The organism is Mariniradius sediminis, from assembly GCF_021491425.1.
Taxonomy (GTDB): Bacteria; Bacteroidota; Bacteroidia; order Cytophagales; family Cyclobacteriaceae; genus Mariniradius; species Mariniradius saccharolyticus.
Genome location: NZ_JAKEVZ010000012.1, coordinates 110,478 through 132,962, shown reverse-complemented (window position 1 = coordinate 132,962; position 22,485 = coordinate 110,478). Strand labels below are relative to the sequence as shown.

Genomic DNA, 22,485 nt, shown 5'->3' with positions numbered 1-22,485 from the left:
TTGTGATTCGTGATTCGAAATTGGATATTCGGCATTCGAGGTTTGGGAAGCCCCAAGTCGATAGTCCTTTTCTTTCGACTTTCAATTCTTGGATCTCACTTCTTGAATCAAACTTCCGACTTCGTACTTCCAAACTAGTATTCCACCACAACATCTTCCATTGGCACCCTAAACCTTGGACCATATACGCCGTCCGGTGCCGACTTGCCGCAGCCGATGATCATGTTGATTTCGGCGGATTTTGGTAGGCCAAGCAATTTTTTCACCCTTTTGGAATCAAATCCTTCCATAGGACAGGTGTCGTACCCTTCGGCTTTCATGGCATACATAAAAGTCATCGCTGCCAGGGCGGCACTTTTGTGCACCGATACGCGGACGTCTGCCTCTGAGACTTCCCTCACCATGGGCCTTTTCAGTCCAATAGCCCAAGCGGCTATTTGCTTGAGGAGGGACCAAAATGGGTACCAAGCATAAAGCTTCGGCACCAAGTTGCTGTAATAGGATAGGCCACGTTTTCTTTTGACAGGGTCGGAGTCTTTGTAGCAATCATCAATGTATGCATAGTTGGCAGCCGCCCTTTTTTTCCACAAATCCCTTCTTGTGACGATCAATACGAGTTCCCTTGCAGTGGTTGCGGCCTTTTGCCCCATACAAAGTTTGGCTAGGGGCGCCTTCAATGGAGAGGTTTCCTTGACCCGATGAAACTCCCATAGCTGCATATTGGAACTGTTGGGTGCCAGCACGGCAGCTTCGATGCTGCGGCCTACAGCCGAAAAATCAAAAGGTTCGGTTTGGTTAAACACCCGCACGGAGCGCCGTGCCTGCACCAAACTGAAAAATCCTGATTCCTGTAAATTTTCCTTCATTGGGTCAAATTAAATATTGTGAGTTGACGGCAATGGCCATCTTTGGCTATATTGTCGCTAAAGTTACTTGAAAACCTATTAAATCCATTTTTGCTATGGTTGTAGAATTGATCAGACTTGAGGTTTTGAAAACAATCCGCTCTACCGCCTTTGCCAAGAGCGCCCTTGTGGCTGTTTTCTTGGCGTTTTTGGCTGTTTTGTTGTTGGGATATGTCCTTGCTTTGGGATTATTTCTTAAAGTCATCATCGAAAAAGGATTCGAGAAGGAAGACTCCTACGCCACCCTATCGAGCTACTTGGTGTTTTTCTTTTTGTTTGAGTTTATCTATCGGTATTTTGTCCAGAAACTTCCTGTGATTGAGCTGGAGCGGTTTCTGCACTTGCCGATCAAAAAGAGCAAAATCATCCATTTCTTGCTTGGTAGGTCATTTGTTTCTCCGCTCAGCCTGATTGCTCCGCTGATGTTTACACCATTTGCCTTTCAAGAGGTAGGTCCTAGGTTCGGGAGTTTTGCGGCGTTTTCTTGGCTGGCTTCTGTCTGCCTGAGCAGTTGGTCGCTGCATTGGCTGATGCTATGGTTCAAGCAAAAGTTTGAGGATAGTTGGAAAGGCCTCGCGGTGATATTTGGCATTTTGTTGCTGACTTCAGGCTCTACCTATTTCGGTTGGTTCAATTTGGGCGATTGGGTGAAGCCTCTGTTTGATTGGTCTCTGGTTTCTGCTGTTCCGGTGATTTGTCTCTTTGGGGTTTTTCTCGGCATGTATTACTTGGCATATAAGTTTTACTACCAAAATGCCTATCTGGAAGACCTGATGGAAGAGGAACAGGTCCGCTTTGTCAATCAGGAATTTGGCGTATTCAATAGATTCGGCTTGGCTGGCGAGCTCGCCAATTTGGAATGGAAACTTATAATTCGCCATAAGAAAAGCCGCACCTATCTCATGTTGGCTGGATTTTTCCTGCTGTACGGATTGATTTTCTATGCAAATCCACAATACAAGACGGAGGAGGGCTTCAGCCACTTCTTTGTATTTGTAGGGTCATTTATCACGGGGATATTTATGCTTCAGTACGGGCAGCTTTTCCTCAGCTGGAATTCTTCCAATTTCGATTTCTACATGTTGAAAGAAGGCGGGTTGGAGGCTTTGGTAAAGGGGAAATACCTTCTTTTCATCGGTACTTCCGTCATTTGTTTTCTCGCATCGGTTCCCTACGTGTTTTTCGGTTTGGAAATATTGCTGATCCACATCGCCACGTTTCTTTTCAATGTGGGCGTGATTATCCATATGGTGATCAACCTGGCGCTTTGGAAACCCAAACCCATGGATCTCAACAAAGGTGCAATGTTCAACTACGAAGGCGTGGGTGTTGCCCAGTTTCTGATGATCATTCCGATGATGGGGGCACCCTATGCGATTTACCTGCCGTTTGCCTTGATTTTTGACCAATATGTCGGATTGCTCGCATTGGGCGTAGTGGGTGCAGCGGGTTTGGTGGCGTATCCCTATTTGTCCAAAATCGCAGTAAGGAAAGTAATGGCCAATCAATACGAAATTTCATCTTCATTTAGACAAGAACTATGATATCGGTACAGGGACTCAAAAAACAATACAAGAACGCGGTTGTCTTGGATGTGGAGGAGCTTCAGATTCCCAAGGGAGAATGCTTTGGGCTGGTAGGTAACAACGGCGCAGGAAAGACGACGCTATTCAGGATTATGCTCAACCTCGTGAGGCCCACCGGCGGCGGTGTATTGCTGGACGGGATGGATGTGAGCAAAACGGAAAACTGGAAATCAAGGGTAGGTGCATTTCTGGACGAGCATATGTTGCTTTCCTACTTGACACCAGATGAGTATTTCGAGACGCTCAGGAAGATTTACAAACTCTCCGTGGAGGATTTGAAGCTGCACCTTGGGAAATTCCAGGAATTGTTTAATGATGAAATCCAGGGAAAAAAGAAATACATCCGGGACCTCTCCAAGGGCAACCTCAAAAAAGTGGGAATTGCGGCCGCCATGCTGGGCAATCCCGAGGTTGTGATGCTGGATGAGCCCTTCGAAAACCTGGACCCTAGTTCCCAAGTGCGCCTGAAAAAATTGATTCTCCAGGAAAAGTCTGAAAGACAGGTCACTTTCCTGATTTCCAGCCATGACCTCAACCATGTGACGGAGATCTGTGACAGGATTGTCTTGCTCGAAAAAGGGAAGGTCATCAAGGATTTGCAGGAGAAAGAACACATGGTGGAAACGCTGAACAGCTACTTTGGAACCTGATCGGCTTAAATAGATTCCAAATTTTTACGATTTCCAACTTTGGGCAAAAACCCCCTAAATGATGATTAGAAGGGGATTTTGAAAAAAGTTGGAAATTTTTTTTGCGAAATATTTGTTTTTGAAATATAAAAAAATGTACTTTGAACCATCAAATATGTTTTAGACAGTTTGATAGTGCCCGGTACAGCGAAAGCTGTTGAATCTAAATATCTCGCAAAAAATCACTCACTGTTTCAACACTTAGGTTATGGCAAAGTACTATATCAAATTGGAAATCAACGGAATCGAGTTTCAAATCCAAACCGACGCCGGCACAGAACGAGAAGCCAAAGACATGGCTTGGGACATCATCAGGGACAGGACTTCATTCCTTTCGATCAGAAAGGACGACGCAAGAGAAGTACAAAGTTCATTCAGCAAAAAAATCGCCGCAGGCCTGAAAAGCGCACTGCTTTTATAAATAAAAAAGGGAATTTGGGTATCAGGCAGACGATTTGGACTGTCGCTGACCCATACGATTGAAGGAGTATTTTTTAACCATTTACCAAATCCTCCACCCTATTTGAAGGAGTTAGGGTGGGGGAATTTTTTTGTGGAGCTGGCGGGAGTCGAACCCGCGTCCAGATAGGGAAACACTGTACCGTCTACATGCTTAGTCACCGGTTGGGTTTTCGACCAAAACACTGCTGGGTGACACACCTATGTTTGGCTTAGCCGCTTGTCTTAGCCCTGCTTAGCAGCCTCGCAGGGAGCATCGCTGTCTAGTCGACACCCCAAGTCCACCCGGACAGCGCAACAGGTAGCGGGATGTGGCCGGGGAGCGCCTATCGGTACTCAACCCTTTAAGCCGGTCTCATCCGAGTTAAGGAGAGATTAGGCAGCCATGGCGTAAGAAGTTTCGCCAGTTGTGTTCGTATGAATCTTTCAAGGCCGTACATACTTCAGCCTGCATGCGGGCCCAATCTTCACACCTACTGTCAAAACCGGTCAGCCCCAAATTGTAACGTGGTGACAAAGATAGACCCAAATTAGTTCCCAAAACAGACCTTTGTCATCTTTGGATCGCAATGGGGGAAGCATGTTCGATTTGTAGAAGAAGCCGTCGGCGGTGTCTCTTGGCGATGTTTTTCCAAATTGAATTTCTTACTGAGGTTGAGTTTTGAAAGGAAAAAAAGCCCTATTTTTAGGAATGGGAGTGTTTTAAACAAGCCTTTTTTGTGTCAAGACTCGCTTTCAAAGATCTGGATTTATGACCGAACTACTCAGCAAACTAAATTTCAAAGAAGGAATGAAAATTTTCATGGCGGAGATACCATCGGAGTTCCTTCCCACAGCCATGCAATGGACAAATCTAGGCATTGTGGTCGAGAAGCCTGCAGCCGCTGATTTTTTCATTTCTTTCGCGACTACTGCAGAGGGAATCGCCCGCAATTTTTCGCAGATCAAGGACAATATCCAAAATGACCAGGTTTTTTGGATGGCCTATCCAAAGGGTACTTCGAAGAAGTATAAAGCCAGTATCAACCGGGATACGGGTTGGGAAGTCTTGGGGCAAAACGGATTCGAAGGCGTGAGACAGATTGCCATTGATGCGGATTGGTCAGCGTTGCGGTTTAGGAAAGTGGATTTTATAAAAAATCTTACCCGTAAAAACCGAATGACTTCCTAACAGGAGAGATTTGTTTGCAACTCCTCAAGGTCACTTTTTGGTCAATATCGCGTGCTTTTGGAGGGGCGATGTACCCTTGCCCGTATGTCTTTCTTTTTCATTTGGCCAAAAATCCTGTAATTTCGGAACCAATTTTGGTAGGAAGAAACAATGAACCACTTGAAAATATCCCCCCTAAAGGTCAGTTTCCTGTTGATCCTGTCTTTGTCGATTTTTTCCAGTTATAGTTTCGGTCAAGACCAGCTTGCCTCCTACAAAAGGGCAAAAACATTGATCAGCTATGGCAATTACAATGACGCCATGAATCTGCTTAGGCCCTACATGGAGGGAGACTACGGAGCGCTATCCAAGTACGCCAATTATCACTTTGCACGGGCGGCATTCCAGAACAATCAAAATGAATTGGCAAAATCCGTCCTCATGCCATTGGCCCAGGATGCTTCCTGGCAACAAAAAGACGATGTCAGGTATCTTTTGGCGCTGATTCACTTCAAAGATGGCAACTTTCAGGCCGCTCTGACAGAAATAGAAAACATCAAGGATACCAAGATTTACGCAGAGGCAGAAAAGGCAAGTTTGAAATACCTTGAGAATGCCTCGGTTAGTTTTTTGGTTGCCAACTTCAGCAAATTCCAAAAAAACCAAGGCTATCGACTTGCAATGAAAGGCCAACTTGAAAAACAGTCGATCCTGTCTGCCGACGAGCGCAGGGTTTTGCAACAGCTAAGCAGTTCATCGGGCCCAGGCAATATACCTACCACAAAAAATCCCCAAACTTTGGATATTGCGATCATTTTACCCTTCAATTATGCCGGTGTCACAGACATTGCAAGCCTTGGATCGGGAAATTTTGTGCTTGAGTTTTACCAAGGACTTAGGCTTGCCTTAGATGAATTGAAACAAGTGGGCTACAAAATAAACTTGAGAAGCTATGATACCCAACGGGATCTTAACAGGTTAAGATTAGTTTTGGCAGACAGTTTCGTGACGGATGCGGATCTGATTATTGGACCCATTTATCCTGAAGAGACCGAATTGGTGGCACAGTTTGCGGAGAAAAATGACATTCCATTTGTCAATCCGCTTTCAAATGTGGATGACAAAATCGAGGGATTGGAATTTGCATATTTGTTTAGGCCCTCTGTGGCATCCATTGCAGGGAGAGTCATGGAATTTGCAGGTGGCAATATTGCCGGAAAACGGATTGCAATTGCCTATTCCAATGCCACAAGAGACGAGCAACTTGCCAAACGAGTCGAGGAGATTGCAAACAAAAAAGGTTATCGTATTGCCGTCGCCGAGCAAGTCAATCCAAGAACAATTAACGGTTTTTTTGACAAAGTTCGACTTCGCAATGGGGAGAGGGCCGATGTGGATCTCGTAATGATCCTTTCAGATGATCCCAATTTGGCCCAAAGTACCTTTGGATTTATGGAGGCGAAGAACATCCAAACCCCGATTTTGGTGATGGACAGTTGGCTGTATTTCAATTTTGCCAGCTATGAAATGCTAGAAAACCAAATCTTTCATTTCATCGGCAACAACGCAGTGGATTTTTCCAACCCAAACCTTGAAAAGTTCAGGACCAGTTTTCAGGAAAGGTTCCTTAGCCAACCACCCGCCAATGCCTACCTTGGATACGAGTTATTGTATTGGGTAACCGAGACCATCGGTCCAAGCAAAGGTTTTGACTTTAGGAAAAATCTTGACCAGCGCGGATTCCAAAAAGGAAGGATTTTATATGGGTCAGATTTCAATCAAAGCAACAACAATAGCTACGTTCCAGTTTTATTTCTCGAGAACGGCGTGCTTGTAGAAAAATAAATCTCAAATGCGAAAAGACAGGAGTAAGGCCCTTTTTGAAAAGGCAAAACAATTCATACCGGGAGGAGTCAATTCTCCCGTTCGTGCTTTTAGGGCGGTTGGCGGAGACCCGCTTTTCATCAAGCGGGCCGATGGCGCCTTCATCTATGACGAGGATGACAACGCCTACATTGAGTTGATCAACAGTTGGGGACCAATGATCCTCGGACACAACCATCCGATGATCCGCGAGGCGATCGTGAGGGCATTGGAAAACGGGACATCATTTGGTGCTCCCACGGCCCGGGAGGTGGAGATTGCAGAGCTGATCATTTCGATGGTGCCTTCGGTCGAAAAAGTCCGGATGGTCAATTCGGGTACAGAAGCTACGATGTCCGCCATTCGGGTCGCGCGTGGATATACCGGAAGGGACAAGTTCATCAAGATGGAGGGCCATTACCATGGGCACGGGGATTCTTTCCTGATCTCTGCAGGCAGCGGTGCCATTACCATGGGCAATCCGGATTCCCCCGGCGTGACCTTCGGCACGGCAAAAGACACCTTGCTCGCTCCCTACAATAGCCTTGAAGCCATTGAAAGTCTTGTTGCCGCAAACCCAAATGAAATCGCGGCCATCATCCTTGAGCCAGTTCCCGGCAATATGGGCTTGGTATTGCCAAAACCTGGTTATTTGGAAGGACTCCGCAAGATATGCGACCGCGAAGGCATCGTGTTGATTTTTGACGAGGTGATGACAGGATTCAGATTGGCAAAGGGCGGAGCACAGGAGCTTTTTGGTGTTACTCCCGACATGACCACGCTGGGTAAAATCATCGGAGGCGGGATGCCTGTCGGTGCCTATGGAGGCAAAAAGGAAATCATGGACTTTGTTTCACCTTCTGGACCGGTTTACCAAGCAGGAACTTTGTCCGGGAATCCGATTGCGATGGCAGCCGGATTGGCGATGCTGCGGCATTTGGACAGCCATCCGGAGGTTTTTTTGCAGCTCAATGCGATCGGAGATAGTCTGGTGACTGGCTTTAGATCGGTGTTGGATGAGTTGGGTCTGAACTTCACCATCAATCAGTTGGGAAGTATGTACACTTTGTTTTTCACGGATCAAGAGGTCTACGACTTCGAGACTGCCAAAAAATCAGATACTGCGCTTTTCGGAAGATATTTCCAAGCCATGCTAAGCCGAGGGATCTACCTTGCGCCATCCCAATACGAATCCCTGTTTTTGTCCACCGCGCTCACTGAGGACTTGGTTGGAAAAATCGTAACAGCGCATGGGGAGTCGATCATAGAGGTGATGGGTAGATAGTAAGTCTTTTGAGCAGATTGATAAAAAAAGGGGATCTGTTCCCTCTTTTTTTGAATCAAAAATGAATTTTTGCAGCCAGAAGTGAATAAATTCATTCAATTCTGGCTGATAAATATATTTTTATCAGCCAAAAACTGTTTATTTGTGTAAGTTTTGGCTGTAAATATTTCACGTATGCGAAACAAGCACCTGATTGGGAGAAGAGCTCCTCAGGATCGACTGAGGAAATTGCTGGAGAGCAAGAAATCCGAATTCTTGGCTGTCTATGGCCGGAGAAGGGTCGGTAAGACCTTTCTTATCAAGGAATTTTTCGAATACCAATTTGATTTTTTTATCAGTGGATTGGCCAATGCGACTACCGAGCAACAGTTATTCAACTTCGATTCGGAGATGAACAGGCAGTCTCCCTTGTTTTTTGATAAGCCCTCCGCCAATTGGTTGGAGGCATTTCAGCGAATGAGATCCTATCTGGAAGACAAAAAGAAAGATGGCAAACTAGTCATTTTCATAGATGAACTTCCTTGGATGCAAACCCACGGGTCTGATTTTTTGATCGCTTTGGAGCATTTTTGGAATGCTTGGGCTACACATAGGCAGGACGTTTTGCTGATTGTCTGCGGGTCGGCAGCTTCTTGGATGCTGACCGAAGTCATCAATAGCACGGGAGGCCTTCACAACCGCGTGACTGCCCAGATGAAGATCGAGCCCTTTACCCTCAGCGAAGCGGAGGAACTATTGCAGTCAAATAACTGCCAACTCGACCGGTACCAAATCACCCAACTCTACATGTGTATGGGTGGAATTCCCTATTACCTGAGTGCCGTGGAGCCTGGAAAAAGTGCTGCCCAAACGATTCAAAGTCTCTTTTTTGAAAAGAATGGTCTGCTTCGCAATGAGTTTCACAACCTGTACAGAGCACTCTTCAAGCGGCATGAAGTCTATGAAAATGTGGTGGAGGCAATTTCGAGCAAAACATACGGCATGTCCCGGAGTGAAATCATCAAGGTCTCGGGAATCCAGTCTGGCGGAACGCTAAGCAAAGTCTTGGAGGATTTGGAAGAGAGCGGCTTTATCACTTCCTATCCGTCCTTGGACAGGAAACAAAAAAATACCCTTTACAGGTTGTCGGATTATTTCACTGCATTTTATTTCCGTTTTCTGCAAAGGCCCCAAAGCACCGACTGGCTACAGCTCATCGATCAGCCCAGTCATCGGGCATGGCAAGGTTTCACCTTTGAGCAGGTTTGTCTCGACCATGTTCCACAGATCAAAAAGGCTCTGGGTATCAGCGGTATCCAGGCGGAGCATGCTGCCTGGCGAGGGACGATGGAAGGCAAAGGCGCCCAGATCGATCTCCTGATTGACCGTCGGGATCATGTGATCACAGTGTGCGAATGCAAGTATCACCTCGATACCTTTACGATTACCAAGGAATACGCAGACCAGTTGCGGGCCAAGATCTCCACGTTTAAGGAAATCTCCAAAACGCGGAAAGCAGTCCATTTCACCTTTGTCAGTACCTATGGCCTTCATCGCAACACTTACAGTAACCTGCTGGTGCAGAGTGAAGTGACGATGGATGATTTGTTTGTAGGGATATAATGGAAGTATTCGGAGGCCAAACAGTTTGACAAGCAGACTTTCAGCCGTAGTCTGGTGGTTGGCACCGTAAGGATTTTTATACCAAAGTAGGATGCTGTGCCATTCAAAAACGGATAATTTTGGTGAAGAACCCGACCTTTTTGACCAATAGATAGATATTTCTTGCCAAATTGGTAACGATTTAGCGAGTTGAGGTTTCTGATTTTTGAAAGCGATTTCGACAAAAAGAAAGCCTCAAGAATTGAAAAATATATTCTCCAAGAAATTTTACCCATAACCATGTCACTCAAAATCTACGGCATCAAAAACTGTGATACCATGAAGAAAGCTTTCCATTTACTGGAAGAAAAGGGGATCGCGTACGAGTTGATGGATTACAAAAAGAAAGCGCCAGATAGCGCTTTGCTGTCGAGCTTTGCGGAAAAGCTGGGCTACGATACGCTCGTCAACCGCAAGGGAAGCACCTTTCGCCAGCTTTCGGATGCGGAAAAAGCCTTGATGGATAGCCCATCCACAGGTCTCCCCTTACTCATACAAAAGAGCAGCATAATCAAAAGGCCGATCGCTTTGTTCCCAGATGGAAGTGTCGTGGCGGGGCTTGAGGGGCTCATGGAGAAGCTACCTTAATAAACCACCTTCTCTGTCTCCACCACAGGTAACTGATAGCCGCCTGTCTCCAGTTTGATTCCCCATTTTTTCGCCCAATCGGGTGTTTCGCTCTTGGAAGCTGGTGTGTTGTAGGCGAATAATCCCATGAGGCTGGGATGGGTTTTCAATACTTCCAAAGTGTTCCAGTCGACTTCCGTTTGATTGAGGTAGAGCCGTTTTAGGTTGGTATTTGCATTCAGTTTTTCCAAAAGGATACCCCGCAGGGCAGTGTTGCTGAGTTTCAGGACGGTGAGGTTGGGAAGCCCTGCAACATGTACCATTAGGCTGTCGCTTACCGCTGTCCCGCTGAGGTCCAGCCAAGCGATGTGGGAACCGATACCCTCCAACATTTCCCAATCAGCGTCGGTAAAGTCAGCAAAGTTGATACAGGATACCTTGAGTAAGCTGTTGTCGAGGCTGATGGGTTCGACAAGGATTCCCTTTTCGGCAAAAACTTTCAGGCTATCCACCGGAATAGGGGGGAGGTCCGTGATGGGAAAGTCGGGGATGGATTCTTTTTTGAAAAATGGGATAAGCAAGTTTTTTTCGATCCCTGCTGCTCCGAGCGTTTTTGAAAAGTCCGCCCCGGCAGCGATCCAGGCCTTCAGCAATTCGATATGGGCCTTCTCCGGCTGCCGTTTTTCTTTTGGAGGCATGTGGTCCTCGTGGTCCAAAGGCAAAAGCATGCGCGCGACCAAGGGACTTTCAAGTGGGTTCTCTTTTGTCAAAACAGGCCCGTTTTCCCCTCCCTGCTGGATTGCCTCGATGGAAGTCAGCATCAAGCCACCTTTTTTGTTTTTGGGACTGTGGCAACTTACACAGTTTTGCTGGAGAATGGGCATCACGAGATCTTCATAGACCAAGGCCTCCTGCCATTGATCTGGATCCAAGGCAATGGGTTTGGGGGCTTCTGGTTCATATCCAAGCCATGATTGAACCGGTTCTGGAAGAACCTCCACCAGGTAATCGTCTCCATGTGTCAGGTTGCCGCCAAGATGGCCTGTGATCAGCAACGCGATTCCCAAGGCGGCGGATATCCATTTGATACTGCGGTCGACCGCTGTCCTTCGGTGGGATACCCAAAGTAGCCATCCTGAAAGTATACTGGTGATCACACCAGCTATCAAATGCCCACGGACAGTTTCAAACGCGAATCCCTCCGATTGGTAGAGCAGCCAGCCGCTTATCGCGGACGCAATAGCCGCCAATAGCCCAAGTATCACCGCAAGGCGTACGGCCGGGAGTAAGTTATTCTCTTTTTTGGAATAGAAAATCAGGAAAATCCCAAAAATGAGGAACCCGATTGGCAGGTGTACCAATAGGGGATGCATTCTTCCTAGTAGTTCTATGAGTGCGAGAAATGCCATCAAGCGAGGATTTCTTGGATGATATGGCCTTCTACATCTGTCAACCTGAACGGTCTCCCTTGGAAATCATAGGTAAATTGCTCATGGTTGAATCCCATCAGTTGGAGGATGGTGGCATGGATATCGTGCACGGAGACCTTGCCACTGACTGCGCCAAAACCCAATTCGTCCGTCTCGCCAAAGGAGCTGCCGTTTTTGATCCCGCCTCCGGCCATCCACATGGTAAAAGCTTCCACGTGGTGATCGCGGCCTTTGTAGCCCATGGTTTTTCCCTCCCGGTTTTCCTGCATCGGCGTTCGGCCAAACTCCCCGCCCCAGACGACGAGCGTATCCTCGAGCATTCCCCTTTGCTTCAAATCCATCAATAGCGCTGCAATCGGGCGGTCGATCTCATTGCATTTGTTTCTGAAGCCCAAGTCGATCGCCGTCGAATGATCCGTGCCGTGGCTGTCCCATCCCCAATCGAAAAGCTGGACAAAGCGGACGCCTTTTTCGACGAGCTTTCTGGCCAGGAGGCAATTGTTCGCAAATGCTTCCTCACCTGGCTTGGTGCCGTAGAGTTCGTGGATGTATGCGGGCTCATCGTTGATATTCATCACTTCCGGGACTTCGATCTGCATCCGATAGGCCATTTCGTATTGATTGATCCGGGCCAGTGTCTCAGGATCTCCGTACTGCTCATATTCCAATTTGTTGACATCATTGATGGCACTGATGATGTTTTGTTTCAAATCCCGTGAGATCCCTTTTGGATCCTGCAAGTAAAGCACAGGGTCTCCCTTGGAGCGGCATTGTACACCTTGGTAGACAGAAGGCAGGAAACCTGAACCCCAAACACTTTTGCCTGCATCGGGGGTTTTTCCGCCCGAGGTCAACACGACAAAGCCTGGCAGGTTTTGGTTTTCTGTTCCGAGGCCATAGGTCACCCAACTCCCGAGGCTTGGTCTTCCGAGACGCGGACTACCGGTATGCATGAATAGTTGGGCGGGGCCATGGTTGAATTGGTCGGTATGGACGGCTTTGAGAAATGCTGCTTCGTCCACGACTTTGGAAAAGTGCGGCAGGTAATCCGAGACCCATGCGCCGGATTCACCGTGTTGCCGGAAACTGGACTGGGGCCCCAAAAGATTGGGGACACCGCGGATAAAGGCGAATTTTCTCCCTTCCAATAGCGACTCTGGGCAGGCTTTTCCATCGTATTTCACCAATTCAGGTTTGAAATCAAACAATTCTAGCTGTGAAGGCGAGCCTGCCATGTGGAGGTAGATGATCGACTTCGCCTTGGGCAAGTGCGGGGGAGGCTGGGGGGAAAGGGGATTTAGGGTACGCTGACTCAAGGCAACCTGCTGAGTCGCGGGTATTTTGGGATTTGATTCACAGGAGAAAAGCAGCGGCGCCAGTGCCAATCCACCCATTTTGCTGACACATTCGAGGAGAAAGTGCCGCCTCGTCTGCTCTTCCAATTGGCGGTGCTGGAGTTCTTTTAATAGTCTCTCAAGTCCTAGCATAATCAGGGTTTGGTTAGGAATTCATCCAGGTTCAACAGGGCATTGGCTACCACCACATAAGCGGCAAGTGTATTTTTATTTTTTTGCTCAGATTGGGAAATCAACTCAATGGCCATTTCGGGTTTCTGGCGATAGTTTTCCAATGCCTGTTCGTACAATTTTGTCAAAGCTTGGAGTTTTGCAGGTGGGATTTCTTCCAGCATCATCGATCCATACATTGACGCGATCGCTTCCTGGGGTTTCTCACCGAGTGTATGCATTTTTTTTGCTATCTCGCGCGCCGCATCGATGTAGACTGGGTCGTTGAGGGTGACGAGTGCCTGCAGGGGTGTGTTGGTGACGATGCGTTTGCTGAGACAGACCTCCCTGCTACCGGCATCGAAGCTGATGAAGGAAGGGTAGGGGCTTGTCCTTTTCAGCAGGGTGTAGACTGCGCGTCGGTACCTGTCTTCGCCTTCGCTCGTTGTCCAGGATTCACCGTTATAGACCGTCTGCCAAACGCCCTCAGGCTGCTCAGGCATGACTGGCGGGCCATACATTTTCCTGCTCAGCAAACCGGTACTTGCCAGAGCCTGATCGCGGATCTGTTCGGCGCTAAGCCTTATCCTCGGTCCTCGGGCATACCAGCGGTTTTCCGGGTCTGCGGCAAGGATTGCCGGTGTGATTTGTGAGCTTTGTCGATAGGTATTGGAAAGCACGATTTCCCGGATCAGCTTTTTGAGGCTCCAATCATATTCGTGCATCAGTTGCCAAGCCAAATAATCCAACAATTCCTGGTGTGATGGCGTATCGGATTGGGTACCCATGTCCTCCAAGGTGTTGACCAAGCCCCTACCAAACAGCTGCTGCCAAACCCGGTTGACGACCGTGCGTGCTGTTAAGGGGTTCTCTTCGTCAGTTAGCCAATAGGCCAATCCAAGTCTGTTTTTGGGCCATTTTTCTTGCCAAGGGTTCAGGACCGCCGGAGTCTTCGGCTCTACTTTTTCGCCAAGCAGCAACCAATTTCCCCTTTCAAATACCCTTGTCTCCCGCTGCATGAAGCTTGGGTTTTCACCCATGATCGGTAGTGTGAGCGGTTTTTGGTTGAGCAGGCTGATAAACTTCTCCTGCATGCCTGCGTGTCCCGTATTGTCTTTTCCGGGAAGTGAAGGGACGAAGGCAAACCATACGATCGCTGAGGTGTTTTGTTGGGCTTTGGCTCTTGGATTTTCGGCCGAAATGAAAAGGTCAACCTTTCCATCTACGGGTAAAAAGGGTATCGCCCGCGTCACTCGACCATTGGTTTTGTTGATGACAAATTGGCTGAGGACCCGTCCGTCTGGACCGTCTTCACGGATACTCATCTTGGTTCCGTCCACATCCGCCCAATAATTCAGCAGCAAAAGGTCGGAGCGGCCTGTATAAACATCTCTCAGATATGTTGATCCGCCAGGCCAAAGGCCCAGCCATTTGGTATCGATCAGCTCGGCCTTGTCAAAGTCCTCACAGAGATGCGCATGGTATTTGGGCTCCTGGAATCTGAGGAAATCACCGTAGAATCTAACATCTTCCTTTTTGCCAAAGTCCTTGATCCAATTTTTGACGGTTTCAATTTCAGCCAAATCAGTCGCTTCATACATGCGCAGCTTGGGTTCCTCATCGTGGGTATCTTCGTCCCTGGAATTGTTGAAAAAGGCTGCTGCTTGAAAATACTCCTCGTGCCGTATCGGATCGTAGGGATGGCTATGGCATTGCACGCATGCCATCGTGGTACTTTGCCAGACTTCAAAGGTTGTATTGACCCTGTCCAGCACGGCAGCTACCCGGAATTCCTCATCTTGCGTTCCGCCCTCATCGTTGTTCATGGTGTTTCGATGAAAGGCTGTGGCTTTCAATTGCGTGTCCGTCGGTTGGGGAAGAAGGTCCCCGGCGAGCTGCTCGATGGTAAATTGATCAAAGGGCATATCCGCATTCAGTGCGTCGATCACCCAATCCCTGTAAGGCCACATCGTCCGTGACACATCCCGCTCATAGCCTTTGGTATCTGCATAGCGCGCCAAATCCAACCACCAGCTTGCCCATTTTTCGCCAAAAGCCTTGTCAGAAAGCAGCCTGTCAACGACTTGATCCAAGTCCACTTGCCCGGTTTTCCATTCTTTGGCGAGGCCTTCGGAGGGTGGCAAGCCTGTGATATCCAAAGAAAGCCTTCTCAGCAACCTGCCTTTGGATTCCGGTGCGGAGGACTGAAGCCCATTTTCATCCAGTTTTTCCATTACAAAGGCATCCAAGGTAGATGCTTTGATCCCCTCTTTCCATTGTGGACGATTCGGTACTTCTGGTTTTGCTACTTTTTCATAGGCCCAATGATCTCCCCACTTTGCGCCTTGTTTGATCCATTTCCTCAGGATTTCAATTTCTTGTTCAGAAAGCGGGGGTTTTTGGTAAGGCATCCGTAACTCGGGATCGGTTTCATGGAGCCGCTTGATGAGGTTGCTTTGGTTGGGACTGCCGGGGATAATGGCTGGAATCCCTGATTCGGTCGGGGCTAATGCTTCCTCCTCAAACAGTACGCTGAAGCCACCGTTTTTTTTGACACCGCCATGGCAGGAAATGCAATGTTTGTTCAGGATTGGCTTTACTTCCGTACTGAAGTCAACGCGGTCTTCCGGCCAAAGCCAAATGACCAATCCGACAAGGAAAAGAAAGGCAAGGGTGATAAAAACAGGTAATCCTTTGGGAAACATGTAATTGACGCTATTTCGGTCAAATTACAGAATTTTGGAGTTTTCGCAAACAGGATGTGAGAATCGGGGAAAATGGGAGTAGGAGACGCAGGGTTTCTCGATTTCTGCGACGAATGGCCTCGAAACCGTATTGCGCCTCCTGTATCTTTTTCATGAATTGCTGAAAAATCTTTATTTGGTCATGGCCTCCAAGAGATCATGCTTGGTGACGATGTGTATCTGGTGTTTGTCGTCCCTGACAAGGACCGCTTTTTCCTTGTCGAGCATACTACTGAGCACATCGAGCGTACTGTCCAAGGCTACAAATTTCATCGAATTTTCCATCACGTCGGAGACTTTTGCATCCTTCAACTCCGGGTTTTCGATGATTTTGGAAAGCAGCTTGCTGTCGGTTATGCTCCCGACAACCTGACCATCTTCCACCACGGGAATCTGGGATACGCCCTTTTGATTCATCAGGTGGATAGCGTCCTTTACGGTGTCGTTTTTCTGGGAGACAACCAGCCTGTAGCTGCCATTTCTAGAGGCGATGATGTCCCTTGCAGTGCCGAAGGATTTGTCCTCGAGAAAGCCGTGGTTGCGCATCCAATCGTCGTTGTAGATTTTGCCGAGATAGCGTGTGCCATGGTCTGGGAGGATGATGACCATCACGTCACCCTCCTTGAGGTTTTCTTTGGCATACTCCAAGGCACCGTGTACAGCCGATCCACAGGACCAGCCCACGAAGAGCCCTTCCTCACGGGAAAGCCTCCTTGTCATTACGGCAGCGTCTTTGTCCGTGACCTTGATAAAATGATCAATGAGTGAGAAGTCTACGTTTTTTGGGAGAATGTCTTCGCCGATACCTTCGGTCAGATAGGGGTATATCTCATCTTCATCGAATACTCCTGTTTCTTTATATTTTTTGAAAACTGAGCCATAGGTATCGATGCCCACGGTCACGATATCGGGGTTTTGTTCCTTGAGGTACTTTGCGGTACCGCACATCGAGCCTCCTGTACCGACGCCCGCCGCGTAATGCGTAATCCTACCCTCCGTATCTTTCCAGATTTCGGGGCCGGTCGTTTCGTAGTGCGCCAGTGAATTGGAAAGATTATCGTATTGGTTGGGGTAGAATGAATTCGGGATTTCTTGGTTGAGACGTCTTGCTACGGAATAATATGATCGAGGATCCTCGGGTGCCACGTTGGTTGGGCAAACGACAACCTCGGCCCCGACGGCCTTGAGGATATCGATTTTTTCCTTGGATTGTTTGTCTGCCATTGTGAAGATGCAGCGGTATCCCTTGGCTATTGCCGCCAAGGCCAAGCCCATTCCCGTATTGCCGCTCGTGCCTTCGATGATGGTGCCTCCGAGCTTTAGGATTCCGGCCTCTTCGGCGTCTTCTACCATCTTGATGGCCATCCGGTCTTTCATGGAGTTCCCGGGATTGAAGTATTCAACTTTGACGAGGATTTCTCCTTTGATGCCCTTATTGATTCTGTTCAAGCGAACCATGGGGGTGTTGCCAATGGTCTCGATAATGGAATTGTAGATCATACTATTTGGGTTCAAATCTGCCGAAAGGTACGAATTATTACAGACCCAAGTGAGTCGTGGCAGACGAATCCAAATATTATTCTGAAAAAATAACGGTTGCCTCAGATGCTTTTTTCAACTGGCTCCGCGGGTACGGCATATTCATCCACTAGCGCCACTGCACCATGTATGCCTGTTTCATCCAGTTCCGAAATCAAGATTTTGAGGTTGGCACTCACGGAGGGATACTTGAATGTGGCGATATTGGCCAGCATACTTTCCCTGAAAAAGGGGTAAGCTTTTCTAATCGATCCACCTAAGACAATTGCCTGGGGCGCTAGCGTGTACAGGATGTTTTTGATCAATTCACCCAAATGGTGCCCGTATTCCTCATAAGCGCGCAATGCCTCTTTGTCTCCATCTTTCGCCCGCTTCGAAAGTGATTTTGCCTTTGCATGGTATTTGGCATGAAAGAACTTGGAACTGCAATAAAACTCAAAGTCTTGGTCCAAATAGGGGGCTGAGCACCATTCGCCCGCCGCACAGTTGAAACCACAATAAAGGTGTCCATTCGCAATAATGCCTGCGCCAAGTCCGGTGCCAAGCGTGATTCCGACTACATGCTTATAGATTTTTGCTGCGCCAAATTTGTATTCCCCAAGCGCAAAGCAATTCGCGTCATTGTTGATGTATACCGGTTTGCCGAACCTCAATTCCAAAAACTCGCGGAGGTGTACCCTTTTGAAGGAAGGGATATTTTCAAGATTGAGCACAATGCCCAAATCCGTGTCTATCAGGCCCGGAATACCTACTCCAATCGCAAAAAAATCGTGGTGAAGATAGGTGCCAATCAGATCGGCGATCGTCTCGAGGATGTACTCCTGGGATTCCTGTGAGGGAGTTTCGATCATTCGGATATCCACCAACTCGGATCCGACGAGCACGCCTGCTTTGATATTGGTGCCGCCAATGTCCAAGCCAAGAATAGGTCTTTCGGTTTTCAGCATAGGTTTATTGTTCAAAAGTTCAACGGCCGCAGAAGAAAGTTTGCGCTGGACTTTCTTCCCGGCCATTTATTTTCTCGTACTTCAAAGCATTCCCTCGATGGATTTTTCCAACTCCCTCGCATGGGCCAAGAATTCCTCGACATTCATATCCTTAAAGAATATCAGGCCGTGGCTTGACCGAACCTTTGCCGTATCGTGGAGGTAAAAATAGTTTTTACCCAATAGCAACTGTATGTCGTTTAACTGTCCCACCCAAGTTCTTTTCGCAACAGTGGAGAATTTCCCGTTGTGCGAATAGCTAGGGAAGGAAGCATTTACCTGACTCAGGTAGCAATTGGTGAAGGAATCTTCCATCACTGACATGTCTCCGAGTGAAACAGGCACGATCACGTTGGCCTCGTGGGGTTCAAATTTGAACCAAACGTTTCTGTAACCAATGATGCGCAATTCGCTCAAGTCTTTTTCCAATCCCCATTGACGGACCGCTTCTGCGGTTGCTTGAAGTACCTTGTAGTGGGTATCTGGCCCAGAACCTTCTGGGTCCAATGTCAAACTTATTTTAGTTGGGTTAACTTTTCTGAACAATTCCACGATCGGTTCCACATCACGCTTTTTATCGGGTTGTTCGGTGAAAATGTCACCAGTGTAGAATCCCAAGCGTAGGTGGTGGACGTTTTTGACCTGTACCCCAAAATGCGCCCAAACCAATTCCTCCTCAAACTCCCGGATCATACCTTTCAGCTTCTGGATTTTGGCCGGGTTTTTCTCGCCGTCATAGGAGTTTCTCAGAATGCTGATCACGTCATTGATGGTTTCGCGCAGCTTGGCCTTACTTTTTACTTCCCAAATGTCCACCAATGCCCGCACGACCCTATGGCATAGACCTCTTATTCTCTGGTCGGGGTGTTCGGAAGCCACATTGGTCAGGAAGTGATAGACATCCTTATCGGTTTTCAGCTTGTAGCCTACGTCAAAAAAGTCATCGTAATGGACCATTTGGATCAAGCCTTCGTCCAGCAATTTTTTGGTCTGTAAAAGAGTATCGATCACAAATGAATTTGTCACGGCCGTGAAGCCCGAAGTCAATACAGAGAAATGCGCTTCATTGGTGTTTTCCGCCAATTGATTTGTAATGTGTGGCAAAATCCCCAAAGAGATATCATCATGGTGCGGGCCGGTATGTAGCAGTACTTGGTTTTTTTCCTTTTCTGTACCGCGGTTGATTTTCTCAACCACACTTTTCATCACTTGGTTGACCGTGTCTTCGGATAGCCCCGGAATCATCGACGTGTATTTGTCCGCCTTCAGGTCCTCCATTTTGAGCCTGTGGCCGTACTTTTGGATCTTTTTGCAAAGATCAATGATGGATCTTTCCGTTTTCTCCCAGGTCCATTCGCCTTTTTTGTAATAGGCGTCCACGGAATCGGTCAGGCGAACTGCAGCACCTTTGGTCAGGTAAAAACGTCCGTTTTTGAGTTTTTGCAGTACTGTTCCAGGATAGATATTGCTCAGGGGTGTTTCCAAAGAATCCTTGACGATTTGGGCTTTGGCTTCACCCGCGGCGATGATAATGCCGACTGCTTCCGGATTGTAAACGATGGTTTCAAGGCCAATTGTAATCACTAGTCTATTGGCAGAAACCTCGATTCCACCCAAATCCCCCGCGGCTACGGCCTGGGTTTCGAAGTTTGTTTCTGTCAGACGCGTGGTCGAAAACAAGTGCGATCCCCGCGTATTGAATGCTATATGTCCATCTGGACCAATTCCGCCCAAGAAAAACCCTATGCCGCCTGCATCCCTGATGCGCTGTTCATATTGCCCGCACCAATGGTCAATCATGTAAATGGACTGCTGCTGGATTTTTTCGAGGGCATTTATCGGATCGCGGAAGCGGAGGGACAAATCCACCTTCAAATCAGGGAAAACCTCCTTGAAGTGCTTGCCGCCAGCCAAAGGGATCTCGTCCGAATTAATCAGGATGGCTTTTTCCTTGCTCATGCCAAATCCTTCCAGGTAGAATTTATTGACGTAGTCGAAGAAGCTGTTTTTCTGCTTGGAAGAAATCGGGTAGAATTCATCGATCTGCACAAATGTCAAATCCTTCAGGTTGGGCTTCTTTAGGGCTGACATATTGTAGCGGTCCCGCACTTCTTTCCCTTTTTTTGTGTCCCAATTTTCCAAAAGGAACTGCGTCCATTTGATAAAGTATTCGGGAGTTTTTCCAGTCGGAAGACTGATGACGCCTTGGGGGTTTTCGGAAACCCATTCCAAAAATCGGCAAGCCGTGATCAAACCGAGCTTTGGGAAGTTATCGACCGTGAGATACGGTATCAGCGTGCTGATGTTCTCAATTCCTGATTCTTTCTGAAAGGCTTTTTCTACTTCTGAAAGCGGATATTTGCTGAGCATATAGATGGAGTTATGTTGCTGGGTTTATCAGATTCGTACGCTGGATTTGTCAGGGAGAAGTTTCGGTTAGAAATCTTTCTTCCGATCATAAATTTTGGTAATCGTTCCCTTTTTAGAAGATTGGTTTATTCTAATCTGCATTGCAATTACCAATCTTTCCAAATAAGAAATTTTATTGGGATTTTATTTTCTACACAAAATAAAAAAACTTTTGTATTAAATCATAGACTTTTATAAAAAATTTAAAAAAGATCTTTTCGATTTGCTAAAATATATTTTTAGTAAACGCCACCCTGATTTTCAGTTGAAATTCTTTGATCACTTTGAAGATTTCCACCAATGTGACCATTTGGACCTTCGTCAGATGGTCAATATTTACATGGTTGGATGCTTTTTCATCTTTTTGAAGCAATTGTAGCGACTGTTTTTCGAGCCGAAGTCCCATCAAGTAGTAGTACGCGTGGCTGAGTTCATTGGATTCCTTGTGTGAAAAGACACCCAATGATTCAAGCGCCTTGATTCTTTCTCCGGTATTTGTTTCAAATATCCTGTGGTGTAAGGCATACACCCGGGCTAAGTCAACAATGGGGGTCATCGTTTTTTTGATGTTAAAATGTTTTTCCCCATCAATTTCGTAGGTTCTGATACCCCTGAAAAATGAAAGTGGCGGTTCAAATTGCAGCGCATTGTAACCCATATTGATAAAAAAGCGCTCCGGAGCTTTTTCAAGTAAATCTCCCATAAATGCCTTCAATTGATCCAAAAGCGAAAAATCCCCGAAAATCGGCCTGCAGTCAAAGAAGGTTGCGTACTTCATTACTGTTTCCTGTGAGGACTCCTGGATCCAGTTTTCATAGTTGCGTTGCCAGTGCGATAGCGAATGGGTCCACTTGGGGTTTTTGGCCATGTATCCACCCTTACAGAATATGATACCGACCCGGTCCAGGTCGGTGGAAACCCGATCTGCAAACTCCAGGAAGTATTCCCGCACAATCTCCCGTTGCTCATTGGCTTTGTCTTCGTAAATGATTGCATTGTCCTGGTCGGTCTTAAGCGTTTGCTCGGACCGCCCTTCACTTCCCAATACAAAAAAGACAAACTTTGCCGGTGGCGGGCCCATTTCATGGATCACGTTTTCAATGATCCGGAGCGAAATGGCGTCTGAAATGGCCGTGATGATCTGGTTGATGATTTGGGCCTTCATCCCCTTTGACAACAGGTCGTGGATAATCGAGGGAAGTTGCGCCCATTTCGAGGCGAGTTCCTCAGTGTCCAAGGCTTGCTTCACGGATTGGATAAACATGAAGGGCCCCTGCGCCTGTTCAGAGAGGATCTTGTTTCTGGATATCCACCCGACAAATTTTCCATGTTCGCGGACGAGCAAATACCTCGTCTTTGTTCGAAACATCAGCAGCAAAGCTTCATAGAGAAATGCCTGTCTTAGGATAAAGACGATACCCGAATCCATTATCTCCGCAACTTCAATTTCCGCAGATATTCCTTTGGCCAATACCTTGTCACGGAGGGTGATGTCAGTGACATAGCCTTGGATGTCATCCTCCCCAAGACCTACGAATACGCAGGACATTTTTTCTTCGGCCATGGCCGCTGCCACGCCGGAAACGGGAGTCTTGGGATGAAAAACCAACAGCCTACGGTGATGCAGGTCGGCGACTTTTTTGGTATAAAAATGATCGGAAAGATTTTCTGAAGCAGCCATTTGCCCTGCGTAAGTAAACATGGTGAAAATAATTAATTTTCTTAAT

Annotated in this window: 16 protein-coding genes and 1 other RNA gene; 8 read left to right on the top strand and 9 right to left on the bottom strand. The window is 47.3% G+C overall.

Going from position 1 to position 22,485, the window contains the following annotated elements:
* Nucleotides 1-134 precede the first annotated feature (134 nt).
* Entirely contained in the window at nt 135-866 is a 732-nt protein-coding gene (locus L0U89_RS15565) for a nitroreductase family protein (protein WP_234862364.1), read from the bottom strand.
* Nucleotides 867-961: 95 nt separating this feature from the next.
* Between L0U89_RS15565 and L0U89_RS15560 the strand changes: the two genes are divergently transcribed.
* The 3 genes from L0U89_RS15560 (at nt 962) to L0U89_RS15550 (ending at nt 3,601) form a co-directional block, all read left to right on the top strand.
* Complete coding sequence (locus L0U89_RS15560; RefSeq protein ID WP_234862363.1) at nt 962-2,449, top strand: DUF5687 family protein; 1,488 nt, start codon at nt 962-964, stop codon at nt 2,447-2,449.
* Nucleotides 2,446-3,141 (top strand): ABC transporter ATP-binding protein, encoded by a 696-nt coding sequence (locus tag L0U89_RS15555; protein ID WP_234862362.1) that lies wholly within the window; start codon nt 2,446-2,448, stop codon nt 3,139-3,141. The genes L0U89_RS15560 and L0U89_RS15555 overlap by 4 nt, the downstream gene beginning before the upstream one ends.
* Nucleotides 3,142-3,388: 247 nt before the next feature.
* Nucleotides 3,389-3,601, top strand: coding sequence for a hypothetical protein (locus L0U89_RS15550; RefSeq protein WP_008627144.1), 213 nt, complete (start codon nt 3,389-3,391; stop codon nt 3,599-3,601).
* A gap of 130 nt (nt 3,602-3,731) precedes the next feature.
* Here L0U89_RS15550 and ssrA read toward each other — a convergent pair.
* Nucleotides 3,732-4,136: a transfer-messenger RNA gene (gene ssrA, locus L0U89_RS15545) on the bottom strand.
* A 293-nt stretch (nt 4,137-4,429) separates the two neighbouring features.
* Here ssrA and L0U89_RS15540 point away from each other — a divergent pair.
* The 5 genes from L0U89_RS15540 to L0U89_RS15520 all read left to right on the top strand — a co-directional run bounded on the left by L0U89_RS15540 (nt 4,430) and on the right by L0U89_RS15520 (nt 10,166).
* Entirely contained in the window at nt 4,430-4,810 is a 381-nt protein-coding gene (locus L0U89_RS15540; RefSeq protein ID WP_234862361.1) for a hypothetical protein, read from the top strand.
* A gap of 150 nt (nt 4,811-4,960) precedes the next feature.
* Nucleotides 4,961-6,634, top strand: a complete 1,674-nt coding sequence (locus L0U89_RS15535; protein ID WP_234862360.1) for an ABC transporter substrate-binding protein — start codon at nt 4,961-4,963, stop codon at nt 6,632-6,634.
* Between the two features lie 7 nt (nt 6,635-6,641).
* Nucleotides 6,642-7,937, top strand: coding sequence for a glutamate-1-semialdehyde 2,1-aminomutase (hemL, locus tag L0U89_RS15530; protein WP_234862359.1), 1,296 nt, complete (start codon nt 6,642-6,644; stop codon nt 7,935-7,937).
* Between the two features lie 174 nt (nt 7,938-8,111).
* On the top strand, nt 8,112-9,539 hold the full coding sequence (locus L0U89_RS15525) for an AAA family ATPase (RefSeq protein ID WP_234862358.1): 1,428 nt from the start codon (nt 8,112-8,114) through the stop codon (nt 9,537-9,539).
* A 279-nt stretch (nt 9,540-9,818) separates the two neighbouring features.
* Nucleotides 9,819-10,166 (top strand): ArsC/Spx/MgsR family protein, encoded by a 348-nt coding sequence (locus L0U89_RS15520; protein ID WP_234862357.1) that lies wholly within the window; start codon nt 9,819-9,821, stop codon nt 10,164-10,166.
* Here L0U89_RS15520 and L0U89_RS15515 read toward each other — a convergent pair.
* From L0U89_RS15515 to L0U89_RS15485, 7 genes are all read right to left on the bottom strand, one after another.
* Nucleotides 10,163-11,554: a c-type cytochrome domain-containing protein gene (locus L0U89_RS15515; RefSeq protein ID WP_234862356.1), complete on the bottom strand. Its 1,392-nt coding sequence runs from the start codon at nt 11,552-11,554 to the stop codon at nt 10,163-10,165. The two genes, L0U89_RS15520 and L0U89_RS15515, sit on opposite strands and share 4 nt — an antisense overlap.
* Nucleotides 11,554-13,062, bottom strand: a complete 1,509-nt coding sequence (locus L0U89_RS15510; RefSeq protein WP_234862355.1) for a DUF1501 domain-containing protein — start codon at nt 13,060-13,062, stop codon at nt 11,554-11,556. Before L0U89_RS15510 ends, L0U89_RS15515 begins: the two co-directional genes overlap by 1 nt.
* A 2-nt stretch (nt 13,063-13,064) precedes the next feature.
* Nucleotides 13,065-15,785 (bottom strand): PSD1 and planctomycete cytochrome C domain-containing protein, encoded by a 2,721-nt coding sequence (locus tag L0U89_RS15505; protein WP_234862354.1) that lies wholly within the window; start codon nt 15,783-15,785, stop codon nt 13,065-13,067.
* A gap of 171 nt (nt 15,786-15,956) precedes the next feature.
* Nucleotides 15,957-17,324 carry a cystathionine beta-synthase gene (locus L0U89_RS15500; protein WP_234862353.1) on the bottom strand — a complete coding sequence of 456 codons (1,368 nt, stop codon included), beginning with the start codon at nt 17,322-17,324 and terminating at the stop codon, nt 15,957-15,959.
* Between the two features lie 101 nt (nt 17,325-17,425).
* Nucleotides 17,426-18,310 carry an ROK family protein gene (locus tag L0U89_RS15495; protein ID WP_234862352.1) on the bottom strand — a complete coding sequence of 295 codons (885 nt, stop codon included), beginning with the start codon at nt 18,308-18,310 and terminating at the stop codon, nt 17,426-17,428.
* Between the two features lie 81 nt (nt 18,311-18,391).
* Nucleotides 18,392-20,719, bottom strand: a complete 2,328-nt coding sequence (locus tag L0U89_RS15490) for a PIG-L family deacetylase (protein WP_008627122.1) — start codon at nt 20,717-20,719, stop codon at nt 18,392-18,394.
* Between the two features lie 265 nt (nt 20,720-20,984).
* On the bottom strand, nt 20,985-22,460 hold the full coding sequence (locus L0U89_RS15485; protein ID WP_234862351.1) for a DUF294 nucleotidyltransferase-like domain-containing protein: 1,476 nt from the start codon (nt 22,458-22,460) through the stop codon (nt 20,985-20,987).
* Nucleotides 22,461-22,485: the final 25 nt, after the last annotated feature.